Source organism: Nostoc sp. FACHB-892 (assembly GCF_014698795.1).
GTDB lineage: Bacteria > Cyanobacteriota > Cyanobacteriia > Cyanobacteriales > Nostocaceae > Nostoc.
Window position 1 is genome coordinate 243,243 of the sequence record NZ_JACJTR010000007.1, and the last position, 22,026, is coordinate 265,268.

The window sequence follows — 22,026 nt, forward strand, 5'->3', positions numbered from 1 at the left end:
TCAAAAGGAGCCAGTGCGTTGGGCGGGTTTCCCGACTTGTACCCCTACGGGGAAGCAAGCTACGCTCTTAGCGTTCCCGCAGGGTAGCAACTGGCGTTCAAAAGTCGAAAGTTTTGTATATCAAGGCTTTTGCTGTTTCAGATGGTAGCTTGATTGATGCCACGCTGTACTAGTATATTGCAAGAAATTCAGGGGGATGGCGCTATTGCTCTTGCACATCAACCCAGATACTGCCTTCTTCTACACGAATCGGAAATACTGGCAATACTTTTTGTGGCGAAACCATCGAAAGTACTTTACCTACACCAGGTGGCCAGGAACACCAGCCTTTTACCTCACCAGTCTTTAGGTCAAAAGCACTACGATGGAACGTACAAACGATCGCTCCATCTTCAGTGATTTTCCCACTTTTCAACGGTAATTTTAAGTGGGGACAGTTGTTATCTACAGCATAAAGCTGATTTTCGTGATTCAAAACCAGAATTTTCCGGTTGCCTACTTTCACCACTTGTCGCGTACCTGGGGAAAGTGCTTCAACTGCAAGAACTTTAGTCCAACTCATTAGGTTCTCCTTTCCTAATTAATCTGCTTTTAGTTTCCCGCAATTTTGACCAGTACGATCGCCTTTCAATCCTGGGCAGTGCAAAAGGATAAAACTTAAACATTTTTTTAAGGGAACTCCAAAAAATAAATTATCCAATTTCTGGACTTCACTATGACTTTCCCTCCCCTTGCCTCCTGCCTCTATAGCAATGGTATATTTTTTTATTTGGAAGTCCCTAAGATAGTGTCACTTTAATATTCCAAATATCCCAGGAGATAAAATTATGGTTCAAGTTCGCTATGGTGGGCAGAACGGTCAACAATATGAACTTGCTATCAGTGACGAACATCTTGTAGTGCGTACCGAAAACCGCAGCGCGCTTATTGGTGCAAGACCCTTTGAAGTTGCACCGATATCACCTACAGTTCGCAGCATTCTTAACCAATTCGAGTTAGCAACACGGTTTCGGCAAGCGGGTGTAGAAATTTTGCGAACGAAAGTTCCGACTGAAGGTGTGGCTTTGCGCGATCGCGCTCGTGAAATTCTCAACCAAGAGCCTCAAGTCCAATTTGCCGGACGTGTTCTTGTCGATCCAGTATCCCAACAACCTGTAATTTACACCGAAAACCTCTTCCTTAAATTCCATAACGAAGAAGAGTTAACGGTTTGTCAAGAGGTCTTAAGACGTTATGATTTAACAATCAAACGCCAACTGGAATATGCTTCAAATGCTTACTTTGTCAGTGCATCTGCAAATACTGGTATAGCCATCTTTGACATCGCCGAAAGACTTTTAAATGAAGAATCAGTTGAGCTGTGCCATCCTGAACTAGTGCGTGAATCACGCCAACGTCAGATTTCTCCGCAGCAGTGGCACTTAAAGCAAACAACAATTAATGGTAAGGTAATCAATGCCCATGCCAACGTTGAGGCAGCTTGGAAGTTGAGCGATGGCACAGGAACAATTATTGCAATTATTGACGACGGCGTGGATCTGGATCATGAAGAGTTCCGTTCCTCTGGAAAAATTGTTGCCCCACGTGATGTCACACGTAAAACTGACAATCCCAGACCGGGAAACGATAATAACCACGGGACAGGTTGTGCAGGAGTAGCTTGTGCAAATGGCAACTTTGGTGCATCTGGTGTGGCACCGGGTGCAAAGCTGATGCCGATTCGTTTAGCCTCGGCACTCGGATCGCAGGATGAAGCAGATGCTTTTGTTTGGGCGGCTCAAAATGGTGCTGATATCATTTCTTGTAGCTGGGGGCCAGCAGACGGTGCTTGGTTTGAACCAAACGATCCTGTACATAACCAAAAAGTGCCTTTGCCTGACTCCACACGGCTTGCTATGGATTTTGCAATCAATAAGGGACGCAATGGCAAAGGCTGTGTAATTTTATTTGCGGCTGGCAATGGTAACGAAAGCGTGGATAATGATGGCTACGCCAGCTACCAAAAAGTGATTGCTGTGGCAGCTTGTAACGACTACGGCACGAGAAGCTCTTATAGTGATTTTGGTCAGGCCGTCTGGTGCGCTTTCCCCAGCAACAATGGCAACAGTTCTCAAACTCCAGGAGTTTGGACAACCGATCGCTGTGGTATGGTTGGTTATAATTCGGGTAATCGAAATCTGGGTGACAATGGAGGCAATTACACGAACGAATTCGGCGGAACTTCCAGTTCTTGTCCAGGTGCAGCTGGTGTAGCAGCTTTGATTATTGCCAGAAATCCAAATCTGCGTTGGGACGAAGTACGAGATATTATTAAACGCTCCTGCGATCGTATTGATCAAGCTGGAGGTAAATATGATGCTAATGGTCGTAGTCCCTTTTACGGTTACGGTCGAATCAATGCTCTCAAAGCTGTAGAATTGGCCAAACCGGCGCAAACATTGCCCATCAGCGTTTTTAAGGCAGTACAAGATATCCCAATTAACGACTTACAAACATCAACATTGTCGTTGGCGATCGCTAGTACTAGCCTGATAAAATCTATCAAAGTTAATGTAGACATCGAGCATACTTTTATTGGTGACCTTGTAGTTACTCTCTTTCCCCCAGTGCAAACAGGCGTACTTCCTGTAATTCTGCATGATCGCCAGGGCGGAGCTACAGATAATATTAAAACAACCTATAACGAGGTAAATACCCTTAAACTTGCTGCCTTTAAAGGTAAAAGTCCCCAAGGAACCTGGACTCTGGAAGTTGCAGATAAAGCTGACGCAGATACAGGAAAGATTCGCAGCTTGATCATTGAAATTGAATTTTAATGAAAGCGACGGGCATTGGTAACTTCTTCCCCATGACCCATTCCCCGTTCCCCATGCCCAAAAACTTCACCCACAAGGGGATGGAGTTTTTCATTTTTTTAATTTCCATAGAGATAGATTCTGCTTGAAAACTAAACCTATGTTCAAGCCGTGTTCCTTTTTCAAAGTATCTTGTAATTTTTCAGAAGCATTGAGGAAAAACACATCAGTAAAGGTATCAGGAATTTCTTTAATATTTGTTTCAGGAAATAATTGAAATTTTGTTTCTGGTTCTAAAAGATAACTTAGAGATAATACATTTCCCCAACCCCAATCTCTCCCACAGTTTAAACAAATAATTAAAGGGTTTGAAGATTGCTTAATAATATTTACTATAGGAATATTGTCGGAATTATAAGCTTTATTCCACCAAGTTTTTTTCGGTAAAATAATCAAACATGATACGATTTGTAAAGAAATTAACCCAACGAGTAATAATCTCCATAAATGCTTACGCATATTTGTATTTGGAGATAAGATAGCTTTCTGAGCTAATAAATAAGCCACAGCTAAATGGCATCCTAAATAAACAGGGATTGAGTATCTAATAATAATCGAACGAATCCCACCAAAAACTAGATCGGGTATGGCTTGAGCTAATGCTGTCAATAAAATTAATATTAGAATAAAAGACCAAGTTGACTTGGGCGTTTTACGACAGAGAAAGTAAACTGCATAAAATAATAAAATTACTAACAGTCTAATAATTAAAAACCATAGATTGTTTTGTAACTGATCTGAGTAACTAGATTTCGATGTTATATCAAAAAAAATACGCGCCCAATTAATTTGCCATAAATCTACTAAATCATTTAGCGGCACAATAAGCTTCGACCATTTTATTGTTTCTTGAACTTTATCTGATTGAGTAATTATTAAAAATAACCAAGGAAGAAAAGCTAATACTCCAGCTAATAATGCGCTCAGATAAGCAATCAATATTTTTCTGCTTCGGAGTCTTTTATTGACAGCTACATAAAGGCCTTGCCCAATCGCTACCAGACTAAACAGTAAATTTGTATATAATCCTATCAATAAAGTAACAGAATAAATACTCCAACTTGATTTTGTATGTAACCTGATTGCTCTGAGCAATGCAGCACTAGATAACAAGATATTTAGTGTAGAAAAACTATACATTCTTGCTTCTTGGGCATACACAAGATAAAATGGTGATACAGCTATAATGGCAATTGCTACTAAACCGACGATTTTTGATTGAAATAATTCCTGGCATAGCCAATAAAGAGCAGGAAAAACTAATAAACTTATAAAGGCAGAAAAACTTCTTGTGGCTGCGACTGTACTTCCAAAGCATTGCACCCACAAATTTGTCATCACAAAATATAGAGGTGGATGTTTTGGATCTTCTAACGCTAAACCTTTAACAGTATCAATGATACTTTTTCCAACTCCAGGGCTTTGATATTTTTCTAATAATGTTCCAGCAGTTAATATTTGGCTATTAACTACTTCTTGCATTAAATCTGATTTGGTGTAACCATAAATTCTTAAATAAGTAAATGTTTCATCTGCCCAAGTTATTTTTTCATCAAGATTGATAAATCTTATCAATATCCCCATGACTATTAAAACAACAGTTAGTTGTTTGAAACTATTAAAGAATAAATCATCATATTTTTTTTGAATTGTTTTAGATGAGTCAGGCATAAAAGCAGATATCATCAATAATAATTTTTAATTTATCAGTTTATTTGACTTTGGATACAAAAATTTAAGACTTACGCATCATATATCTGAGTTTTTACGGTATCTGGAAAACCTCTCTCCATAGACGTGGTAGACGCTTCTCCTTCCATACTCTCTCACATATGAACTAATGGGGGCACACAGCTAGCTGTGCGCCCTCTATCCTATATCTCATCCATGTGAGCCATAGGGATTCAACTGGACTCGATCTAATAATCTGTTAGCTTTGAGTCACAGTTTCTTTCGCCAAGAACTTCTCTAATTCTGTCAGCGCATCAGCATCAACCTTAGTTTGCATTGGGCAGAACTTAGGCCCACACATCGAACAAAACTCAGCAGTTTTATAGATATCTGCGGGCAGAGTTTCATCATGATATTCCTTAGCTCTTTCTGGATCGAGTGATAATTCAAACTGACGGTTCCAATCAAAGTTGTAACGCGCCTTGGAAAGTTCATCATCTCTATCTCTTGCACCAGGGCGATGTCTAGCAATATCAGCCGCATGGGCCGCTATTTTATAGGCAATCAACCCATTGCGCACATCTTCGGCATCTGGTAGACCCAAATGTTCTTTAGGTGTTACATAGCACAGCATTGCAGTACCGTACCATCCAGCCATTGCCGCTCCAATGGCTGAAGTGATGTGGTCATAACCGGGAGCAATATCTGTCACCAATGGCCCCAAAACATAGAAAGGTGCTTCAGAACACTCTTCCATTTGCTTACGGACGTTAAATTCAATTTGATCCATTGGGACGTGTCCAGGCCCTTCCACCATAACCTGTACATCATCTTCCCAGGCTTTGCGAGTTAGCTGTCCAAGGGTTTTCAATTCAGCTAATTGTGCTTCATCTGAGGCATCATGGGTACAGCCAGGACGCAGGGAATCTCCTAAACTGAAGGAGACATCATATTTTTTGAAAATCTCAATAATATCTTGGAAGTGGGTATAAAGCGGGTTTTGTTTGTGGTGATGTAGCATCCACCGCGCCAGAATACCGCCGCCGCGAGAGACAATACCAGTGATGCGGTTTCTTACCAAAGGCAAATGCTCAATCAAAATCCCTGCGTGGATAGTTTGATAGTCTACCCCCTGCTGGGCGTGCTTTTCGATGATATGGAGAAAATCATCAGCAGTCAGGTTTTCGATTGTGCCGTGGACACTTTCTAAAGCTTGATAAACTGGCACTGTACCAATGGGAACAGGTGAAGCCTTAATGATGGCGGTACGAATTTCATCCAAGTTACCGCCGCCTGTGGATAAATCCATCACGGTATCAGCACCGTACTTCACCGCCAGATTCAGCTTATCAACTTCTTCTTGAAGATTAGAAGAGTTGGGGGAAGCGCCAATATTAGCATTTACTTTACATTTGGAGGCGATGCCAATAGCCATCGGCTCTAGGTTGGTGTGATTTATATTAGCGGGGATAATCATTCGTCCCCGCGCCACTTCCTCACGAATGAGATCAGCCGGGAGGTTTTCCCGTTGGGCGACGTAGTGCATTTCTTCGGTGATAACACCTTGGCGGGCGTAGTGCATTTGAGATACATTAACCTGCCCACGTCGTTTAGCAACCCATTCTGTCCGCATATTGTAATTCCTCAATAAACAGCTTCCCTCCGCTGGTATTACCCAGACTCAGGTGTTAAGGGTGTGATCTCAGCCTCGTTATATAGGCACCCCTAGCATGGATGTAGTGTATCACCTTCGTTCTATCTGGGAGCAAGAGTGTTAACAATTTATGCTGTTTTTTCGGAGTTTGGCGATGTCTATGACGGGCTGCGCCTACGCTGTTTCTGTTGAATAATGTCTAATACTGCCTTGTGGATTTCCTCTGGAGTCATTGATCCGGGATAAGTCGCAGAGGGAGGTTTTGCCGTCAAACGATCCGCAAGTGCGTAAAAAGCCTCTTGATCATCTTGGTGTGCAATGACGTAGGCGCGTAATTCTGCCTTGCTCATAGCATCAAAGTTTAGTTTACTCATGGATATTCCCAGTTGCCATCAAGACTAATCAGAATTTCTATATCTTCTCCAGCCAAGATGAATATTTTTCCAGTGCGCTCATCTAGACGCACCATGTAAATTAGTTTGTAGGCAGTCGTCAATAATTGACATAGGTAGACACATTTAAGGGCTTGTGCTGCTGTTGGAAGGATAACCGCTCCTTTGATATAAAAGCTTATTTATATTTTATAGTAATTTAATGGAGCCGACCCTGTACCATAGTTTGTTAATTTTGCATAGTTTACAGCCGAAGATATCGCTGATATTTATGGCTATGACCGTGCAAACATCTTATAGTTTAACAAGCTGTAACTCGAACATCAGAAGAAAAAGATTGTTCGCAATACTTTCTAATTAGAGCTTGGGCATTTTCGCGTCGCTTTCCTGTAAATAAATTACATACTACTTCTTCAGATTGAGAGTAAAGATGTAGTAATCCAAAGTCTTTCACCCGTGAATAAAGTAAGGGAACCTCTGCAAGAGCGAGTAAAGTTGCTTTTTTGCGATCGCGCTCCTTTGCTTCATCGGAGTCATGATATGAAGACTGAAAATCTACGACCAAACAAGGTTTATAATCATAGTCTGTTATTAAGGCATCCACATTAGAGCTAAAGAAAAATTTTTTGAGTTCCCAATCAATGCTGTTATCTAGTTCGCAAAATTGGCATAAGCTAACCTGTGTATGAATTTTATAACTATCATCTACACAAGTTTGCAAAAACTCTAGCATCCTTTCTTCGTATGCATTAACTAGCCTTTTGATTTTGAGAGGCATTATTGTTGCTCCATGAGTATTTTTGCAAAATAAATAATAAATTCTTCTAACACTTCTTTTGAATTTATTGCAACTTGATATGCATAGTTAAAAAGCTTGTCTTTACCTATGTCGCCTTTACCAATGTTTAAGCAACAGTCACTATTATCCAAAGAATTTGAAAGTGGATGCTTATTTATATATTTGTTTTGTATTATGTCAACGAGTTGCATATCATTAATATTCTGAATTTTAGAATCAGAATAAGCATTTTTTGCTTCTTTATAAGCTATCCCATCAAAATTCAATTCAAAATCTCCTATAATTTGTCCTTTAAAAGTTTCTCTATATTCTTTGCTTAAATCAAAAAAAATGTTTTTCTTACTAGGTATTATCCAATAAAATTTTGATATTTCATGAAACATTGTTACTACGTTTTCCAATTCGGGCATTTTTGTAAAAAAATTGATTGAAAAGTTTAGCTTTAGTAAATATGGCTCTAATATCTCTTGAGGAATAGAAATGGATAAACCTTCTTTTCTTTGAGCAAAAACAAGCTGATAACGTTTAGCTCCTTTTCCAGGATTTTTCAATTTATATCCTATGTATTGAGATGTACGTTTTTCCTGAAACTTGTTATAAAAGCCAAGTTTATCCAGCAGACTGGTAGCTAAAGACATTAAATCTTCCCCGCCTTCAATCACCTGGATGTTTGTTGAAATCAAACGGGGAACGCCGTTTTCTACCTCAAAACGCTGGATAACATCGTATATAATTTTTGACATAAGTTAATTTCCAAAAACCTTAGCTTAGGTTCATGGAAACAGTGTAACGCTTATTCTGAAATAATCCAATAGTCTTAGATAAGATTTTTAGATTTGATTGTAAGTGCTAATTCTCTCCATAGCTTGATGGCTATACTAAAGGCGATCGCACCCTCACGCCCTTCACCCACCTGGCTAAAAGAAACCTCTCCCTGGTTTTACTACGCAAAACCGTCCCTCTCCGACTCGGAGAGGGACAGACTTGAACGAAATTTCAAGGCAGGGCGAGGTTTCTAAATTGTATAAACACTCTTTACGGTTGTTAACTGTTGACGTTAACAGTCATTAGTCATCAGTCATCAGCCTTCATGTAAATGTTCAAGTTAAATGCGTAACACCTTACCTAAGTACATCTGTTTCAGCAAGTAGCCGCGACTACTTTCGCATATTTGCTAACGTAGTCCACAAATAATTGCTTCAGTCGAGGACTAACGCCAGCGTGTTCAAAGAATCCAAAACCCAGATTCTTAGCTCTTGCTAAGGTTTCCTCTGGTGTTAATCCTTCCTGGATAGCAATACTTAAAAGCGCAATTCCAGTCGATCGCATCCCGGCTGCACAATGCACAACTACTGGTTTAGGAATTTGTTCTAGTGTCGTGAGGATTTTGGTAATTGCCTCTTCATTCAAATTTTTTAAATCTACCTTGAGTGGGACATTTGTGTAATGCAACCCCAATGCTTCCGCTACTTTTTGCTCATCCTGGGAAAATCCTACCTCATCAGGCGATCGCAGATTTAAAACAGACTTAAAACCTTCTTGGATAGCTTGCTCAAGCTGTTTTGGTATAACTTGTCCTGTTGTTGTCAAGTTTTCGTTAATCTGTATGGCGTTGATCACATTCACTCCTTTTAACTCTCTAATGGGTTCCAGCTTGGTAAATACTTGAATTAGCAAGCTTTAAAAAGATATTTAAATAAAAAACACAAAATTAGCTAAATATCACAATATATTGCTTGATTAATTCAAAATATGCCTTTTTAAGTAGGTTATTTTATTGCTTTATTTATAATATACGGTTTGTCGATAGATTTAAGGTAAATTATAATTTGTTATAGATTCAGATGATGTTATTGCTGTAACTTATAACTCAGAGGTTATACTATTGGGCAAGTTAAGGGAGCAATAAAATCAGGATTTTCGTTAACAAGGACATAAATAATGATTGCAACAGAGCAAGTTTCTTCTCTATCTATTGGGATAGTGTTGTTTCCAAATGTGACGCAGTTGGATTTCACGGGGCCCTATGAAGTCTTTGCAAAATTGCCAAACGTGCAATTATACCTGCTGGCGGAAACACTCGAACCGATTCGGAGCGATTGCGGACTTACCTTTCTACCTGACACAACCTTTGCTCAAGCCCCAGCCTTAGATGTGTTATTTGTGCCAGGAGGCCCAGGTATCAATGCCAAAATGGAAGATGGAAAGTTTCTCGACTTCTTAAAAACTCAAGGGAAACAAGCCCGCTACGTTACAGCTGTCTGCACTGGCTCTTTGTTACTGGCGGGGGCGGGGTTACTTCAGGGCTATCGCGCCACTACTCACTGGCTATCATTAGATTTACTTGAGATACTGGGAGTTGAGACAGTTGCACAAAGAGTTGTCGTTGATCGCAATCGAATTACAGGCGGCGGTGTGACAGCAGGCATTGATTTTGGGCTAACTTTAGCTGCTGAGTTATTCGGGGAAGCGATCGCCCAAGAAATTCAACTAAAAATCGAATACAATCCCCAACCCCCTTTTAATAGTGGTTCTCCTCATACTGCCCCTGCGGCTGTACTTGCTCATGTTACAAATGCGAGCCAAAATTTTCAAGAAATTAGACGGCAAATTGTCCAGCGAGTTGTGACACAATTGTAAACTGATAAGATCGGCAAAGCAGTTGAGAATTTGGCTAGTTGATGTGTTGCGATGTCTACAATGGGTTACACCTATGCAACTAAAACCTCTTATAACCAAAGTTGATATCTTTGTATAAGAAAGTCAAACAGGCATATAATCTGAATGCCAGTCCTGAACTTATGAGTGCTAACGAAATATTTCTTCGGCCTGCCCAGGAAACAGATGCGTGGGTACTGAGTGCAATTCATATTGCCGCTATTAAAGCTTTACCTGCAACTTTCTATACCCAAAAAGAACTTTTAGCTTGGCGTAATTACCGCAACAAACCTGATGGTTCAAATATCTTGAAGAGTATGAAAGTAGAAACTTGCAGGGTTGCCATCAAGGGAAATGTTATTATAGGTTTTGCTAGTTTTATTGTTGATGAACTAATCGGTCTATATGTTCATCCTAAATATCAAGGTCAAGGGTTCGGGCGTATCTTAGTTCAACATTTTTGCGATGAAGCGATTGATCAAGGTATAGATAAGGTAATTACAACTGCTAGCCTTTATGCCGAAGGTTTTTATTTACGACTAGGATTTACTGCTATCCAAAGAGAGCCTCATTATTTAAGAAGTGGGGTAGTTGTTCCAGTTACTAAAATGAGCAAAATATTAGCTATTGCACCGACATAAATTTGAGCATATATAAGACTCATATTTGATTTTTGAAAAAACTCCGTACAACTCAAAAAGGCTGATTTCTTATTCTATACTCCCTAATTTCTGCCTATGCAAATAAGTTTTGAAATCAAAATTGATTCCTATACAAAATTTTGAATAAGTTTAAGAATGCTGGTATCAAGATTAATTTCTCCAAGTTGCAACAACTTTTTCCGTATAACCTATGATGTAAGTAAGTACTTGCCATCATAAATGAATAAAACCATCCGTTCATCAACTCTCACCCGTACACGTTTGATAGAAGCCGCCTCGCAAGTATTTGCCAGTTTAGGTGTTCAAGGAGCAACTACCCGTGAAATAGCTCGTGTTGCTGGTGTGAATGAGGTAACTTTATTTCGCCACTTTGCTAGCAAAGAACAACTTTTGGGAGCAGTAATTGAAAATGCCTTAGCGCTTCAGACAGAAGCTCTTGCACACCCCGAAGCCTGGACACAGGATCTAAAAATTGATTTAAAACAGTATGCCATTCTTTACAATACTATGCTTGAGGCACAGGAAGACTTAATTCGTACCTTCATTGGAGAAGCCAAACGTCATCCGGAGGCAGCCAAACAAGTGATTCAAGAAGCTGCCAAGCCTTTAGAGGAAAAACTGGTAGCTTATCTGCAATCGAGTCAGAAACGAGGCATTGTTAAAGCAAACCTTGATCCATTTCCAGCAGTCGATATGTTTACAGGAATGCTGTTAGCTGGAATGCTATGCCGCAGTGCAAAATTCAATCAAGGCAACTATAGCTGTGATGACTATATTGAAACCTGTGTAGATATTTTTGTATGCGGTATCAGTGCTACTGTTCTCTAAATTGTTAATAAATAATTACCTATACTGCAAACCATTGCACATGGAAGAGAGGGAAAAACTACCTCTGACGGGTATAACGATGCTTCACTCCAATGGGAAAATATTCAGAATCACCCATTGGGGCTAATGTAACTTGTGGTGTTTGATATTCTGGGGGAACATAATTAGCAAACTCGCTATTTAGGCGTAGCAGTTGTGAAAGAATGGAAAATGCGATCGCTTGTTTTTGAGCTTCACTACCCTCTACCCCTGGTGCTAACTCTACAACCACAGATAAAAATCGGTTTTTATCAGCATCTTCTTTTACCTGCAATACAAATTTACCCGTCACCCATTCTTGAATTACTGGTTGCTCTAATCCCACCGTTACATTTTCTGGATATATATTTGCGCCAAAGTAGGAAACTGTAAAGTTAGAACGGCCGAAGACATAAACAAAAGGTAGTTGATGAATACCTCTAGGGGAGTGGGGAGTGCTGTTAGTGATAGCCGGGCGTTGAGGCAGTGCTGAGTTCTCTAACGCTGCAACAGGGTTAAATTCCCATTCTGCTAAAAATTGCAGCATGGCATCATAGCTAATTATTCCGCCAGTATCCAAGATGTCATAACGCACTAAGGGAATACCGTTATCTCCAGAAAACAACAATCCGCCATCTTGAACTTCAAAAAAGCGAGTGAAGGGATCATATTGTACTAGTGTAGGTAAGCGCGATTCCCCAAATAAAGCTCTAGCTGCATCAGGATTTTGTGCCAAAAAACGGCGAATGCAGATACTTAAGGGGGTTTCATTACCCAAAACTCCTGCATCCGCAGTACCGTAAAGTGATGCAAAATCATAGCAAGGATTTTGTGAACCAATTCTTTCGCCAACTAAACTCCGCCATTCTTCACTAAATACTTCTCCCGCCATCACTAACTTAATCTGATATTGTTGCCACTCCACGCCACGAGCGATACCAGTATCAATCACATCTTTTAAAAATGGCGGGTATCCCAATAACACTACTTGTTTAAATGCTGAACCTAGTTCTTGGACAACTCGCAAGATTTCTTCTTTGTTGTTACCAGGAGTAATTACAGTGATGGGATAACCTTTGCTAGCAAGATAACGACAGCAATTAGTGGTGAACATTCCACCTACCCAAGTGCCCAAACTGAAACAAATCACAGCTAAAGTACGTCTAGTATCTGTATGGAAACTATCGTGAAAAATCTGTTCAAAGCGTGTGGTGATTTGGAGTTCATCTGTGAAAAAACGGGGCCAAAATGTCGGTTTCCCACTAGAACCTGATGAAGCAGCTATCATGTCGCACGCTTCTAATTGTCCGTTGCGGCACAAGTCAGCTAAAGGGTAACGCAGTATATAATTTTGTTTAGCGATCGCTGGTAATTTTTGAAACTCCTCTAAGGTTTGAATAGTTGCGGGATTAATTTCCCTCTCTGCTAAAAAAGCTTTGTAGGCAGGTACATTAGCCGCCACATCGTGAAATAAAGCTAAAGCTGCCGAACTTTGAGTGTTGAGATGTCGTTGCAGTACTGTTTCTAGGGGGGTAGACAAAAAATCTTCAAATGCTTTAATTGTTTGCTGTTGTCGTGGCTTGCGGTTCATAACGCTTGTTTTTATCCTGAAGTAGAACCAACACCGTTAAAATAATTCGTAATGACGCTCTCTGCAAGACGCTAGGCATAACTTGCTTCTTTGCAGGAGTACGCAGACTCGCTACCGCTACGCTTAAAGCGTAGCTATGCCGCAGGCTTTACGTAATTCGTAATTCGTAGGATATCCGAAAATAAGGGTATGCGCGTTGTAGTTAATCAATAAAACCTTAATCTATCCTTGGGCACCATGCAGCTCTATTGCAGTAAACAACACACAAATAATGGTAATAACCGCTTTTGTACCCATTGTGGTGAGCCATTACCTCTTGCTGTGGGACAGGTGGTGGATAATCGCTATCAAATTATTCGTCATTTAGGGCAAGGCGGCTTTGGACGCACCTATTTGGCGGAGGATATAAATAAATCCCATCAAACCTGTGTGTTGAAGGAATTTGCACCCCAAGTACAAGAACATCAAGATTTACAAAAAGCTAAAGAGTTATTTGAGCGAGAAGCAAATGTTCTGAAAAAACTTCAGCATCCACAAATTCCGTGTTTTCATACCTCGCTACAAGTGAAGATAGGCGCTAAAGATTTTTTCTTTCTAGTGCAAGATTATGTGGATGGTGATAATTACTACCAACTATTAGAACAACGCGAGAGTCAAGGAAAGACTTTCAGTGAAGAGGAAGTAATCACCCTCCTGCAACAGATTTTACCTGTGTTATCTTACATCCACTCACGAGATGTAGTTCACCGTGATATCTCTCCCGACAATTTGATTTGGCGGCGTTCTGATAATTTACCAGTGCTGATTGATTTTGGTGGTGTCAAGCAATTGCCAGCTTCTCAAGGTTTTTGGCGGACTAAGCTAGCTGAAAATAATACTTTGCTGGGTAAAAAAGGCTACGCTCCAGAAGAACAGTTACGGCAGGGGAAAGCATTTTTTAGTAGTGATTTATATTCTTTAGCGGTGACATCACTGGTGTTACTTACAGGGCAAGAACCGCAAAAATTATACGATAGCTACCAGGGGATTTGGAGATGGGGAAAGGAAATTCGAGTTAGTCCCCAACTCGAAGCGGTGTTAAAAAGAATGCTGGCTTATAAACCGAGCGATCGCTACCAACGAGCCGAGCAAATCCTCAAAGATTTACCATCGCCAACTGCAACTAAATCTAAATCCACAGGTAATTATATTACTACCAAGCTCAAGACGATGGTAGTTGCTCCGGGAAAACAACGTGCCAGTGGTATTGTGAGTAGATTCCAGAGCAAAACGCAAGCGATTGCTAAACCGATATCTTGGCCTGTTTGGATTCGCCCTTTTGTGATCAGTTTAGGGGGAACGGCTTTAGTTGGATTAACTTTAGCGGCGGGAAATGCAGTCATTCGTACTGTAACTTCAATCACTATTCCAACAATTTCCTTACCGGAAATTCCCCAGTTTCCTAATCCGATTGGTAAACCAGTCAGTGACAAAGGAAAAAATAGTGATCTCCAGGAAATTGTCAGTCGTCGCCAACAGCTAGAAATTACTGAAGGATTTTTTATTCCTTTCGTAGATAATTTATTTTATACAAAAAAACCAGAACTCAAGGGACGTAGCCTCACATCTAAATCTGAAGACGCTGGTTTACGAGATGAATGGTCTGGTATTGCTGACGATTTGTTGAATAAAATAGAACAGGCTAACCTCAGTACAGCAGCTCGTCGGAAATTGGGTAAATACAGCCAAAAAGATTACGAAACATGGAGACGACAAGCACGATCGGGGCAGTTAGGGAACTATACAATTGATCAGCTGAACAAATATACAAATGAAAAATTTGATCGATTGTTTCCTGATCAGCAGCGTTGGAAACTCAATCAACAGACTTTTGGTCAAATTTGGTATGCGATCGCAGCTGATCAAGTCAGTAAAGTACAAAAATAGAGTTAGGAGTGAGGAGTTAAGAGTGAGGAGTCAGGAGTTATGAATTACGGTAATTTTCTTTATAGACTACGGTTTAAGACACAGAGTACTGTAGTTTAATAAATTGAAAAACGCTACTCTCTACTCTCTACTCCCTGTTGACTGTTGACTATTAACTCCTAACTATTAACTCCTAACTCCTAACTCGTAACTCCTCACTTTCCAATGAATAAAATATATTGTTCTCAAGGACATGAAAATTCCCCAGGTAGTCGCTTTTGTCTCCAATGTGGTGAGAAGTTGTTGGATACGCCCATGAGTTCTAGTATCCAACCGGGACTCACTTTAAGCGATCGTTATGTGATTGTGCGTCAAATTGGCCAGGGTGGCTTTGGACGCACTTATTTAGCTGAAGATGTCAACCGTTTTCGGGAACTTTGTGTTTTAAAGGAATTTTCCCCCCAAGTTCAAACCGCCTACGTTGTCCAAAAAGCTGAAGAACTGTTTGAGAGAGAAGCAAGTGTTCTTTATAAACTGCAACATCCCCAAATTCCCCGCTTCCGGGAACTGCTTCGCATGAACTTAGGGGGCAAAGAATATTTGTTTTTGGTGCAAGATTATGTAGAAGGGGAAACTTACAATTCTTTGTTAAATGCCCGGTTACAGCAGGGTTTGCGTTTTACAGAGACGGAAATACGCCAATTGTTGCAGCAAATTTTACCAGTCTTAGAGTATATCCATTCCATAGGCGTTATTCATCGAGATATATCTCCCGATAACTTAATGCTTCGCACTGTTGACAAACTGCCAATGTTAATTGATTTTGGTGGTGTCAAACAAGTAGTAGCAACCGTTGCTTCCCAATATTATCAACCCGGCGTAGTTGCATCTTCCCCATCACCAACCCTATTGGGTAAGATAGGATTTGCTCCTCCAGAACAAATGCAAACTGGGTTGGTATCTCCCCACAGCGATTTGTATGCAATGGCTGCAACAATGTTGGTTTTGCTGACAGGGAAACAGCCCCAAGAATTAATTGATACCTATAATCTTACCTGGCAGTGGCGACGGGAAGTAAGCCTGAGTCCAATTTTGGCACAGGTATTAGATAAAATGCTATCTGTCAGACCAAGCGATCGCTATCAATCAGCCCGTCAAGTACTCGAAGTTCTGAACCCGCCTCCAGCTAACTTTCCCCCAACTCAATATCCCACCCCACCACAACCCACATCCGCCACCGTCGCCGTCTCTCCACCTCCGCCATCCCCCTCATTTCCGACATCTTCCCCATCCCTTCAGCCCACAAGCTGGTGGACACCAACAAAAACCTTTCTAGTGGCGGCAATAGTAGCTGGTACTGTTGGATTAATCTGGTGGGGAGTGAATAGCAACCGAGATGTGGGGGAAGTCCAACCTAATCCTACAGGTAGCCCAGTTCCAACGAATGATCAACCAACCGATCCTTTAGCGCAATATTCACCAGCAGAAAGGCAGCGTAAAGAAAAATTAAGCGATCGCCGTCAACAATTGGGTATTGATGAGAGATTTTACATTAACTTGGTGAATCAAGTTTTTTGGGACAGAAATCCCAGTTTACGGGGACGCACTCTCAGTGATGGCCCTGAAGATGAAGGTTTGCGGGCAGAATGGGATAAAACAGCCTCAGAATTGTTAGAAAAACTAGCGCCACTAAGTGCCAATACACGCCGACAGCTTGGAACTTACACAAATGCTGAACGCGATCGCTGGAAAGTGGAAGTCAACAAAATCAACGTTGGTAGCCGTTCTTTGTATGATTTGGGAGATGCCGCCTTCTTAAGTGTATTCCCTGAACAGCGTGGTAAAGATTTTCTGGGCCAGCCCATTGGACAAGTTTGGTACGGATTTGTTAACGATAAACTCAGTGCTATCCTCGCCGGTAGCGCTTTCCAGAAACTTGTCTTTGATCCGGGCGCTACTAGCAAAACAGTCAGTGGTACTCTCCAACCTGGTGGTGGAAAAGTATTCATTGCTGGACTTGCCAAAGACCAATCTTTAGAATTGAAGCTACAAGCAAATTCCCAAGTATTGTTATCAGTCTATTCACCTTCTGGCAAAATTCGATTTTTGGAAGATTCTACCCAGCGTAGTTTGTCAACTAAATTACCCGAAAACGGATTTTACGAGTTTTCCGTGGTTTCTACAGCATCGAAACCAGTGGATTATCAACTCACCATTACAGCAGAAAATCCTACCCCAACTTCCACTCCTACACCAACTCCCATAGAAACAGTTACTCCTACACCAATCACCCCTACACCGACTCCCACAGAAACAGTCACTCCTACACCAATCACCCCTACACCAACTCCCACAGAAGCAGTCACTCCTACACCGACAGAGTAAATATAAGCCTTATAAGCTTTTTTATAATAGCTCCCACTTTTAAAACATCCTTTAAGCGCGTCTATGATACACTAACCTCTAAATGTTTGAAATAATCAAACTCATATAAAAAGATGAAATTAAATATTTATTCTGATAAGAATTATCTTTCTAATGGAATAAAATCAGTTCCAATGCTTTATCCCTTTTGGAAAGAATTTATTCCTAATCAAAAATACCCTTGGAATAGAATTCATGACAATTATATAGAGGTCGGTAATTCCCTTTTTAACATGACTTCTTTAAAGGAAGCTGACTTAGCAATTATGCCTGCAAACTGGAGGGCCATCAGAGGAGAAAGCTGGAGAGATAAAGTTAACAAACAAGCACAAGATATATCTATGCAATTTGCCGAAAAAGTAGCTAATAGCGGCAAAGAAATAGTTGTTTTTTTCGCAGGCGATTGTTGTGCCGAAAAAGTACCTATAAAGAATGCAACAATAATCCGACCTGCGGTATATCGCTCCCAAAAGAGGCAAAAGGATATTATTATTCCGGCTTTAGTGGAAGATTATGTTAAAGAATATTTGGGAGGTCTAATTTCTATCAGGCAGAAATCTGCTAAACCTGTTGTTGGATTTTGTGGTTTAGCACAGCCAGATTCTTGGGATCTTAAACTGAAAGCATTTACATATCACGGATTGATGTTAAGTAAATCATTAAAGCTTGGAGTTTCGCCTTACAAAGGAAAAATTCTGCGTAATCAGGCTATGAGAATACTTGCAGAAAGCCCATCTTTAGTGAATACAAACTTTATTATCACAGAAGGATCACAATCAGTATATCTAACTACACAAGACCCAGATAAAAGACAAAAGACTCGTGCTGAATTTGTGAAAAATATGGTTGAGAGCGACTACAATTTGTGTTGTCGCGGCTCTGCAAACTATTCCATTCGATTATATGAAACCCTCAGTTGTGGTCGGATTCCAGTTTTTATCGATACAGACTGCGTTTTACCTTACGATTCTGTTATTGACTGGAAAAAGTATTGCGTCTGGATAGATGAGAAAGAAATACCATATATTGCAGAGAAAGTAGCTGAATTTCATAGCAATATCTCAGATAAAGAATTCGTAGATTTGCAGCATGAATGCCGCAAGCTCTGGAAGAATTGGCTTTCTTCTGAGGGATTTTTTACTAATTTTCATCTTCATTTTCAGGCAAATAAGACTAGTATCGCTACGCATAATTTGTAATTCGTAATTCCTTACCTTGGTCTTTTTACTCTAGCGATCGCTGGCTGTTAAACATGGATTTCTAGCCATTTACAGGTTGTGAACTGCTTTTACTGGATAAAAATAACAAAATACTAATTCACATTAACTTGAGAGATAAAAACAAATCCATTACCAGATCAATACGGTTCGGATAAGATCCCCCCGCCTGTGGCGACCCCCTTAAAAAGGGGGTAATAAGAATGAAAAGCCCCCCCTTAAAAAGGGGGGTTGGGGGGATGTTCGACGAATAAACACGTTAACCGAACTGTATTGGGTACCAGATGCCTATCTCCGTAATGCAGAGGCATTTAATCAAAGCCTGTTGGGAAATCTGGTTTACGGTAATGTTGAAAAACTTGATAAATCTGAAATTAGCGCTTCTTTAAATAAGAAACTACTTTTTTACCAAACAATTTGATATTGAAATCTAACTTAATAAAAGTACCACCTGATCTGAAAAATATCGCAACATTTACCAAAAAGTTAATATTTTGAAAAAAATATCAAAATTCAACCATACAAACATATTACAAATTATTACAAATTGCGTTAATCTGCATTGAACTGATGAATAGTTCTTTGACTGAGGCTGAATTTAACATACTTAGTGAGAAAATCAGGATAAATAACATGGCATTTATTTTTGGCAATACAAGTGCTGACAATCTCTCTGGGACTTCGGGAAATGACACGATAGTTGGTTGGGCTGTTGGTGGTAATGCCAATAGTACCTCTGGTAACGACACCTTGAATGGTGCAGCTGGTAACGATTCCCTCGCTGGTGGGACAGCGAACGACAGTCTAATCGGTGGTGCAGGCAATGACACACTTGATGGAGGCACGGGAAACGACACTCTAATCGGTGATGCAGGCAATGACACCTTCAAAGGCAGCAGGGGTAACGACAGCATTAATGGCGGAGATGGCAATGATACCGCAGACTACAGTCAACTAGGTCAAACCATTACCTTGTCAGGTGTCGGAACCATTCAAAAAGCTGGTGGATTGGGGCAAGACCAACTGTTTAGAGTAGAAAGAGTTATTGCTGATGCTAATGTTGCCAACAACACTATAGATGCATCCCAATCTTTGCCTGGGGTAGCTATCAGTGTTAATTTAAGAACCCAAAGTTTGGCTGCCAGTAACGTTCCTGGTTTGGGATCATTGTCATTTACCGCAGTCAACTTTGACAATGTAAGAGGCACAAATGCAAATGACACCATTGTTGGTGATAACCAAAATAACCAATTGTTTGGTAATAATGGCAATGACACACTTGATGGGGGCTTGGGTACTGACACTTTGAATGGGGGAGCAGGCGACGACACTTACCTCATTGACAGTACTACCGACACTATTACAGAGGCTGCGAATTCAGGTACAGATACCGTTCGGTCTTCTGTCACCTATACACTACGCGCCAATCTAGAGAACCTGACGCTGAGGGAAGGTGGCAACATCACCGGGACAGGTAACAATCTTAACAACTTTATCTTTGGTAATACTTCTAACAACACTTTGAATGGCGGAGGAGGTAATGATACTTTAGATGGTAGTAATGGGAATGACATCCTCAATGGTGGCGACGGCAATGATAGCCTACAGGGCGGGCCAGGCAATGAGGTACTCAATGGGGGGTCTGGAAACGACATCCTCATCGGTGTTTTCCCTGGTAGTCCGCTTCCACCTGGATTAGGAGAAACTGATAACTTTACTGGCGGGGCTGGGGCAGATAGATTTATCCTGGGAGACAGTGTAAATGTTTTCTACGACGATAACAACACTACAAGTCCTGGTTTTGTGGACTTGGCTAGTATTACTGACTTTGACTCTAGCCAAGATCGAATTGAACTCAAAGGAGCTCCACAGGACTACCGCCTGCAAGTTATTGGAAACAACACACGACTATTGTTAGACAAACCGGGAGGAGAACAAGATGAGATCATAGGTATTCTGCAAGGGAAAACCAATCTCAGACTTGATAATGATGACTTCCTTTTTTATGAGCGAGAAAATGCTGGAGAAGGTACAAACAACTCACTAAACAGCGCTGAAGGATTAGGTTCCTTATCATCAGGCTCAGACATTAATCTCTCAGCCCAGTTGGCAACAGTTCAACCAGGGAATAATTCCGATTTCGACTTTTTTACATTTTCTTTAGCAAATTCAGGAACTGTCACTATCAGTACGGTGACATCTGGAGATACAGTTCTTGGTCTGTTTAACAGTGCTGGAACTTTATTAGAAAGTAACGATGATAATGCCCGTGACTTGGAGTCATTAATCACCACTTCACTAAGTGCAGGTACTTACTCTATTTCAGTGAGTAAATTTGCTTTATTGCCTGAAGATGGCGGAATTTTCTCTGGTAACAGTTCTAGACCTGATTTTTCTTATACCCTACAAGTCAGTTTGGCATAAGAACGTTGTCAATTTAAGAAAGTTTTGACATCAGAGGGCAGATTTAAAGATACTTTTCCTCCTTGTTAAGGGAACAGGGGAACCTATTAGTGTCAACTTAAGAAGATAAAGCCCAAATTTGTTTGGTGTAAGCGTCAATCAGTCGATGGCGCTTACGCCTTGTTTTGACTAATCCAAACAGCTTTTGACGTTCAACAAGATAGCATCTTACGGTTTTAAGTTGACACCAATGAGCATTCATGTGCCCTTATGAAAAATCTATATAACTCCAGACTGGATTTTGATAGTTCTGCTATAAGCCTTCTGATAGTGATTTCGCCAAAGAAAAGAGTTTAGGCTGGAGATGTTTAGTTATAAAAATGAGAGGTAATAGTTATGCCTGGTGGACATGCTAGCCATAAAAGCACTTCCAATAAACCCAATATTAATGCTAATGGAGTAATTGATGATGCTGCTGATGAATCATTAAACCCTGATGATCTCCTGTCTGAGGAGCAAACCAACACAGAAATCCATAGAGTCGAAGAAAGTGTCAAGTATCCTCCTGCTACTGAACGGCCAGGTGAAAAATCAAATACTAGTACCTAAAGTAACTATAGCGTTTCTCGTTTACATGAGGTACACCGCTAGGGGCACGGCACTGCCGTACCTTTAGACTTCGGAGTATAAGGTTGTACGGCATATGAATGGGAACTTGCTATATAGGAATTATATTTTGATTTGATTTTTGAAATCCGCGTAGTAGTGCAGCAAGGCTAAAATAATGCATTAAAAATGTCTCTCAAATCCAATTTGAGAAATATAATCTGATTTTTATATTGCAACACTTTAGTCTTGACACGTGAGTAGGGTGTGTTAGTAAAGCTAACGCACCTATATATTTAGATTTTTTTAAAATAGAATTGGATTGCTATAAATATACAAAAAT

At 40.4% G+C, this 22,026-nt stretch carries 18 protein-coding genes and 1 riboswitch; of the genes, 9 read left to right on the forward strand and 9 right to left on the reverse strand.

All coding sequences use genetic code 11. From position 1 onward, the window contains the following. Positions 1–202: 202 nt before the first annotated feature. Positions 203–562 (reverse strand): Rieske (2Fe-2S) protein, encoded by a 360-nt coding sequence (locus H6G96_RS12505; protein WP_190911751.1) that lies wholly within the window; start codon positions 560–562, stop codon positions 203–205. 265 nt (positions 563–827) lie between these two features. On the opposite strand from H6G96_RS12505, the gene H6G96_RS12510 reads away from it, so the two are divergent. Continuing rightward, positions 828–2,816, forward strand: a complete 1,989-nt coding sequence (locus H6G96_RS12510) for a S8 family serine peptidase (RefSeq protein WP_190911752.1) — start codon at positions 828–830, stop codon at positions 2,814–2,816. A gap of 90 nt (positions 2,817–2,906) precedes the next feature. Here H6G96_RS12510 and H6G96_RS12515 read toward each other — a convergent pair whose 3' ends face one another. The 7 genes from H6G96_RS12515 to H6G96_RS12540 all read right to left on the reverse strand — a co-directional run bounded on the left by H6G96_RS12515 (position 2,907) and on the right by H6G96_RS12540 (position 8,991). Further along, the gene (locus H6G96_RS12515) at positions 2,907–4,541 is read right to left on the reverse strand and encodes a glycosyltransferase family 39 protein (RefSeq protein WP_206757668.1); all 1,635 of its coding nucleotides are present in this window, start codon (positions 4,539–4,541) and stop codon (positions 2,907–2,909) included. Between the two features lie 244 nt (positions 4,542–4,785). Then, positions 4,786–6,159 carry a phosphomethylpyrimidine synthase gene (gene thiC, locus H6G96_RS12520; RefSeq protein ID WP_190911754.1) on the reverse strand — a complete coding sequence of 458 codons (1,374 nt, stop codon included), beginning with the start codon at positions 6,157–6,159 and terminating at the stop codon, positions 4,786–4,788. Positions 6,160–6,166: 7 nt separating this feature from the next. Further along, positions 6,167–6,263, reverse strand: a riboswitch (TPP riboswitch). A 75-nt stretch (positions 6,264–6,338) separates the two neighbouring features. Further along, positions 6,339–6,554, reverse strand: a complete 216-nt coding sequence (locus H6G96_RS12525) for a hypothetical protein (protein ID WP_190911755.1) — start codon at positions 6,552–6,554, stop codon at positions 6,339–6,341. Further along, positions 6,551–6,676, reverse strand: a complete 126-nt coding sequence (locus tag H6G96_RS42345) for a hypothetical protein (protein WP_277932912.1) — start codon at positions 6,674–6,676, stop codon at positions 6,551–6,553. Before H6G96_RS42345 ends, H6G96_RS12525 begins: the two co-directional genes overlap by 4 nt. A 197-nt stretch (positions 6,677–6,873) precedes the next feature. Beyond that, positions 6,874–7,350, reverse strand: coding sequence for a DUF2726 domain-containing protein (locus tag H6G96_RS12530; protein ID WP_190911756.1), 477 nt, complete (start codon positions 7,348–7,350; stop codon positions 6,874–6,876). Continuing rightward, on the reverse strand, positions 7,350–8,114 hold the full coding sequence (locus tag H6G96_RS12535; RefSeq protein WP_190911757.1) for a hypothetical protein: 765 nt from the start codon (positions 8,112–8,114) through the stop codon (positions 7,350–7,352). Before H6G96_RS12535 ends, H6G96_RS12530 begins: the two co-directional genes overlap by 1 nt. Positions 8,115–8,511: 397 nt before the next feature. Beyond that, positions 8,512–8,991 carry a sulfur transferase domain-containing protein gene (locus tag H6G96_RS12540; protein WP_190911758.1) on the reverse strand — a complete coding sequence of 160 codons (480 nt, stop codon included), beginning with the start codon at positions 8,989–8,991 and terminating at the stop codon, positions 8,512–8,514. A gap of 321 nt (positions 8,992–9,312) precedes the next feature. On the opposite strand from H6G96_RS12540, the gene H6G96_RS12545 reads away from it, so the two are divergent. The 3 genes from H6G96_RS12545 (at position 9,313) to H6G96_RS12555 (ending at position 11,519) form a co-directional block, all read left to right on the forward strand. Next, on the forward strand, positions 9,313–10,011 hold the full coding sequence (locus H6G96_RS12545) for a DJ-1/PfpI family protein (protein ID WP_190911759.1): 699 nt from the start codon (positions 9,313–9,315) through the stop codon (positions 10,009–10,011). Positions 10,012–10,172: 161 nt separating this feature from the next. Further along, positions 10,173–10,670: a GNAT family N-acetyltransferase gene (locus H6G96_RS12550; RefSeq protein ID WP_190911760.1), complete on the forward strand. Its 498-nt coding sequence runs from the start codon at positions 10,173–10,175 to the stop codon at positions 10,668–10,670. 240 nt (positions 10,671–10,910) lie between these two features. Continuing rightward, positions 10,911–11,519: a TetR/AcrR family transcriptional regulator gene (locus H6G96_RS12555; RefSeq protein ID WP_190911761.1), complete on the forward strand. Its 609-nt coding sequence runs from the start codon at positions 10,911–10,913 to the stop codon at positions 11,517–11,519. A 58-nt stretch (positions 11,520–11,577) separates the two neighbouring features. Here the strand turns inward: H6G96_RS12555 and H6G96_RS12560 are convergent, their stop codons facing one another. Continuing rightward, positions 11,578–13,128, reverse strand: coding sequence for a phenylacetate--CoA ligase family protein (locus H6G96_RS12560; RefSeq protein ID WP_190911762.1), 1,551 nt, complete (start codon positions 13,126–13,128; stop codon positions 11,578–11,580). A gap of 237 nt (positions 13,129–13,365) precedes the next feature. Between H6G96_RS12560 and H6G96_RS12565 the strand changes: the two genes are divergently transcribed. The 5 genes from H6G96_RS12565 (at position 13,366) to H6G96_RS12585 (ending at position 21,686) form a co-directional block, all read left to right on the forward strand. After that, positions 13,366–15,054 (forward strand): serine/threonine-protein kinase, encoded by a 1,689-nt coding sequence (locus H6G96_RS12565; protein WP_190911763.1) that lies wholly within the window; start codon positions 13,366–13,368, stop codon positions 15,052–15,054. A gap of 204 nt (positions 15,055–15,258) precedes the next feature. Beyond that, positions 15,259–17,418 carry a serine/threonine-protein kinase gene (locus tag H6G96_RS12570; protein WP_190911764.1) on the forward strand — a complete coding sequence of 720 codons (2,160 nt, stop codon included), beginning with the start codon at positions 15,259–15,261 and terminating at the stop codon, positions 17,416–17,418. Positions 17,419–17,531: 113 nt separating this feature from the next. Further along, a complete protein-coding gene (locus H6G96_RS12575; RefSeq protein WP_190911765.1) occupies positions 17,532–18,656 on the forward strand; it encodes an exostosin family protein in 1,125 nt (374 codons plus the stop codon). A 651-nt stretch (positions 18,657–19,307) separates the two neighbouring features. Beyond that, positions 19,308–21,098 carry a pre-peptidase C-terminal domain-containing protein gene (locus H6G96_RS12580; RefSeq protein WP_190911766.1) on the forward strand — a complete coding sequence of 597 codons (1,791 nt, stop codon included), beginning with the start codon at positions 19,308–19,310 and terminating at the stop codon, positions 21,096–21,098. 375 nt (positions 21,099–21,473) lie between these two features. Beyond that, entirely contained in the window at positions 21,474–21,686 is a 213-nt protein-coding gene (locus tag H6G96_RS12585; protein ID WP_190911767.1) for a hypothetical protein, read from the forward strand. Positions 21,687–22,026 lie beyond the last annotated feature (340 nt).

Excerpts from the sequence above, each read along its gene's own strand:
- H6G96_RS12550 (WP_190911760.1), top strand. The coding sequence starts at position 10,173 with ATGAGTGCTAACGAAATATTTCTTCGGCCTGCCCAGGAAACAGATGCG.
- H6G96_RS12525 (WP_190911755.1), bottom strand. The coding sequence starts at position 6,554 with ATGAGTAAACTAAACTTTGATGCTATGAGCAAGGCAGAATTACGCGCC.
- H6G96_RS12560 (WP_190911762.1), bottom strand. The coding sequence starts at position 13,128 with ATGAACCGCAAGCCACGACAACAGCAAACAATTAAAGCATTTGAAGAT.
- thiC (WP_190911754.1), bottom strand. The coding sequence starts at position 6,159 with ATGCGGACAGAATGGGTTGCTAAACGACGTGGGCAGGTTAATGTATCT.
- H6G96_RS12585 (WP_190911767.1), top strand. The coding sequence starts at position 21,474 with ATGCCTGGTGGACATGCTAGCCATAAAAGCACTTCCAATAAACCCAAT.
- H6G96_RS12580 (WP_190911766.1), top strand. The coding sequence starts at position 19,308 with ATGGCATTTATTTTTGGCAATACAAGTGCTGACAATCTCTCTGGGACT.
- H6G96_RS12505 (WP_190911751.1), bottom strand. The coding sequence starts at position 562 with ATGAGTTGGACTAAAGTTCTTGCAGTTGAAGCACTTTCCCCAGGTACG.
- H6G96_RS12545 (WP_190911759.1), top strand. The coding sequence starts at position 9,313 with ATGATTGCAACAGAGCAAGTTTCTTCTCTATCTATTGGGATAGTGTTG.
- H6G96_RS12515 (WP_206757668.1), bottom strand. The coding sequence starts at position 4,541 with ATGATATCTGCTTTTATGCCTGACTCATCTAAAACAATTCAAAAAAAA.
- H6G96_RS12565 (WP_190911763.1), top strand. The coding sequence starts at position 13,366 with ATGCAGCTCTATTGCAGTAAACAACACACAAATAATGGTAATAACCGC.
- H6G96_RS12570 (WP_190911764.1), top strand. The coding sequence starts at position 15,259 with ATGAATAAAATATATTGTTCTCAAGGACATGAAAATTCCCCAGGTAGT.
- H6G96_RS12530 (WP_190911756.1), bottom strand. The coding sequence starts at position 7,350 with ATGCCTCTCAAAATCAAAAGGCTAGTTAATGCATACGAAGAAAGGATG.
- H6G96_RS12510 (WP_190911752.1), top strand. The coding sequence starts at position 828 with ATGGTTCAAGTTCGCTATGGTGGGCAGAACGGTCAACAATATGAACTT.
- H6G96_RS12535 (WP_190911757.1), bottom strand. The coding sequence starts at position 8,114 with ATGTCAAAAATTATATACGATGTTATCCAGCGTTTTGAGGTAGAAAAC.
- H6G96_RS12555 (WP_190911761.1), top strand. The coding sequence starts at position 10,911 with ATGAATAAAACCATCCGTTCATCAACTCTCACCCGTACACGTTTGATA.
- H6G96_RS12575 (WP_190911765.1), top strand. The coding sequence starts at position 17,532 with ATGAAATTAAATATTTATTCTGATAAGAATTATCTTTCTAATGGAATA.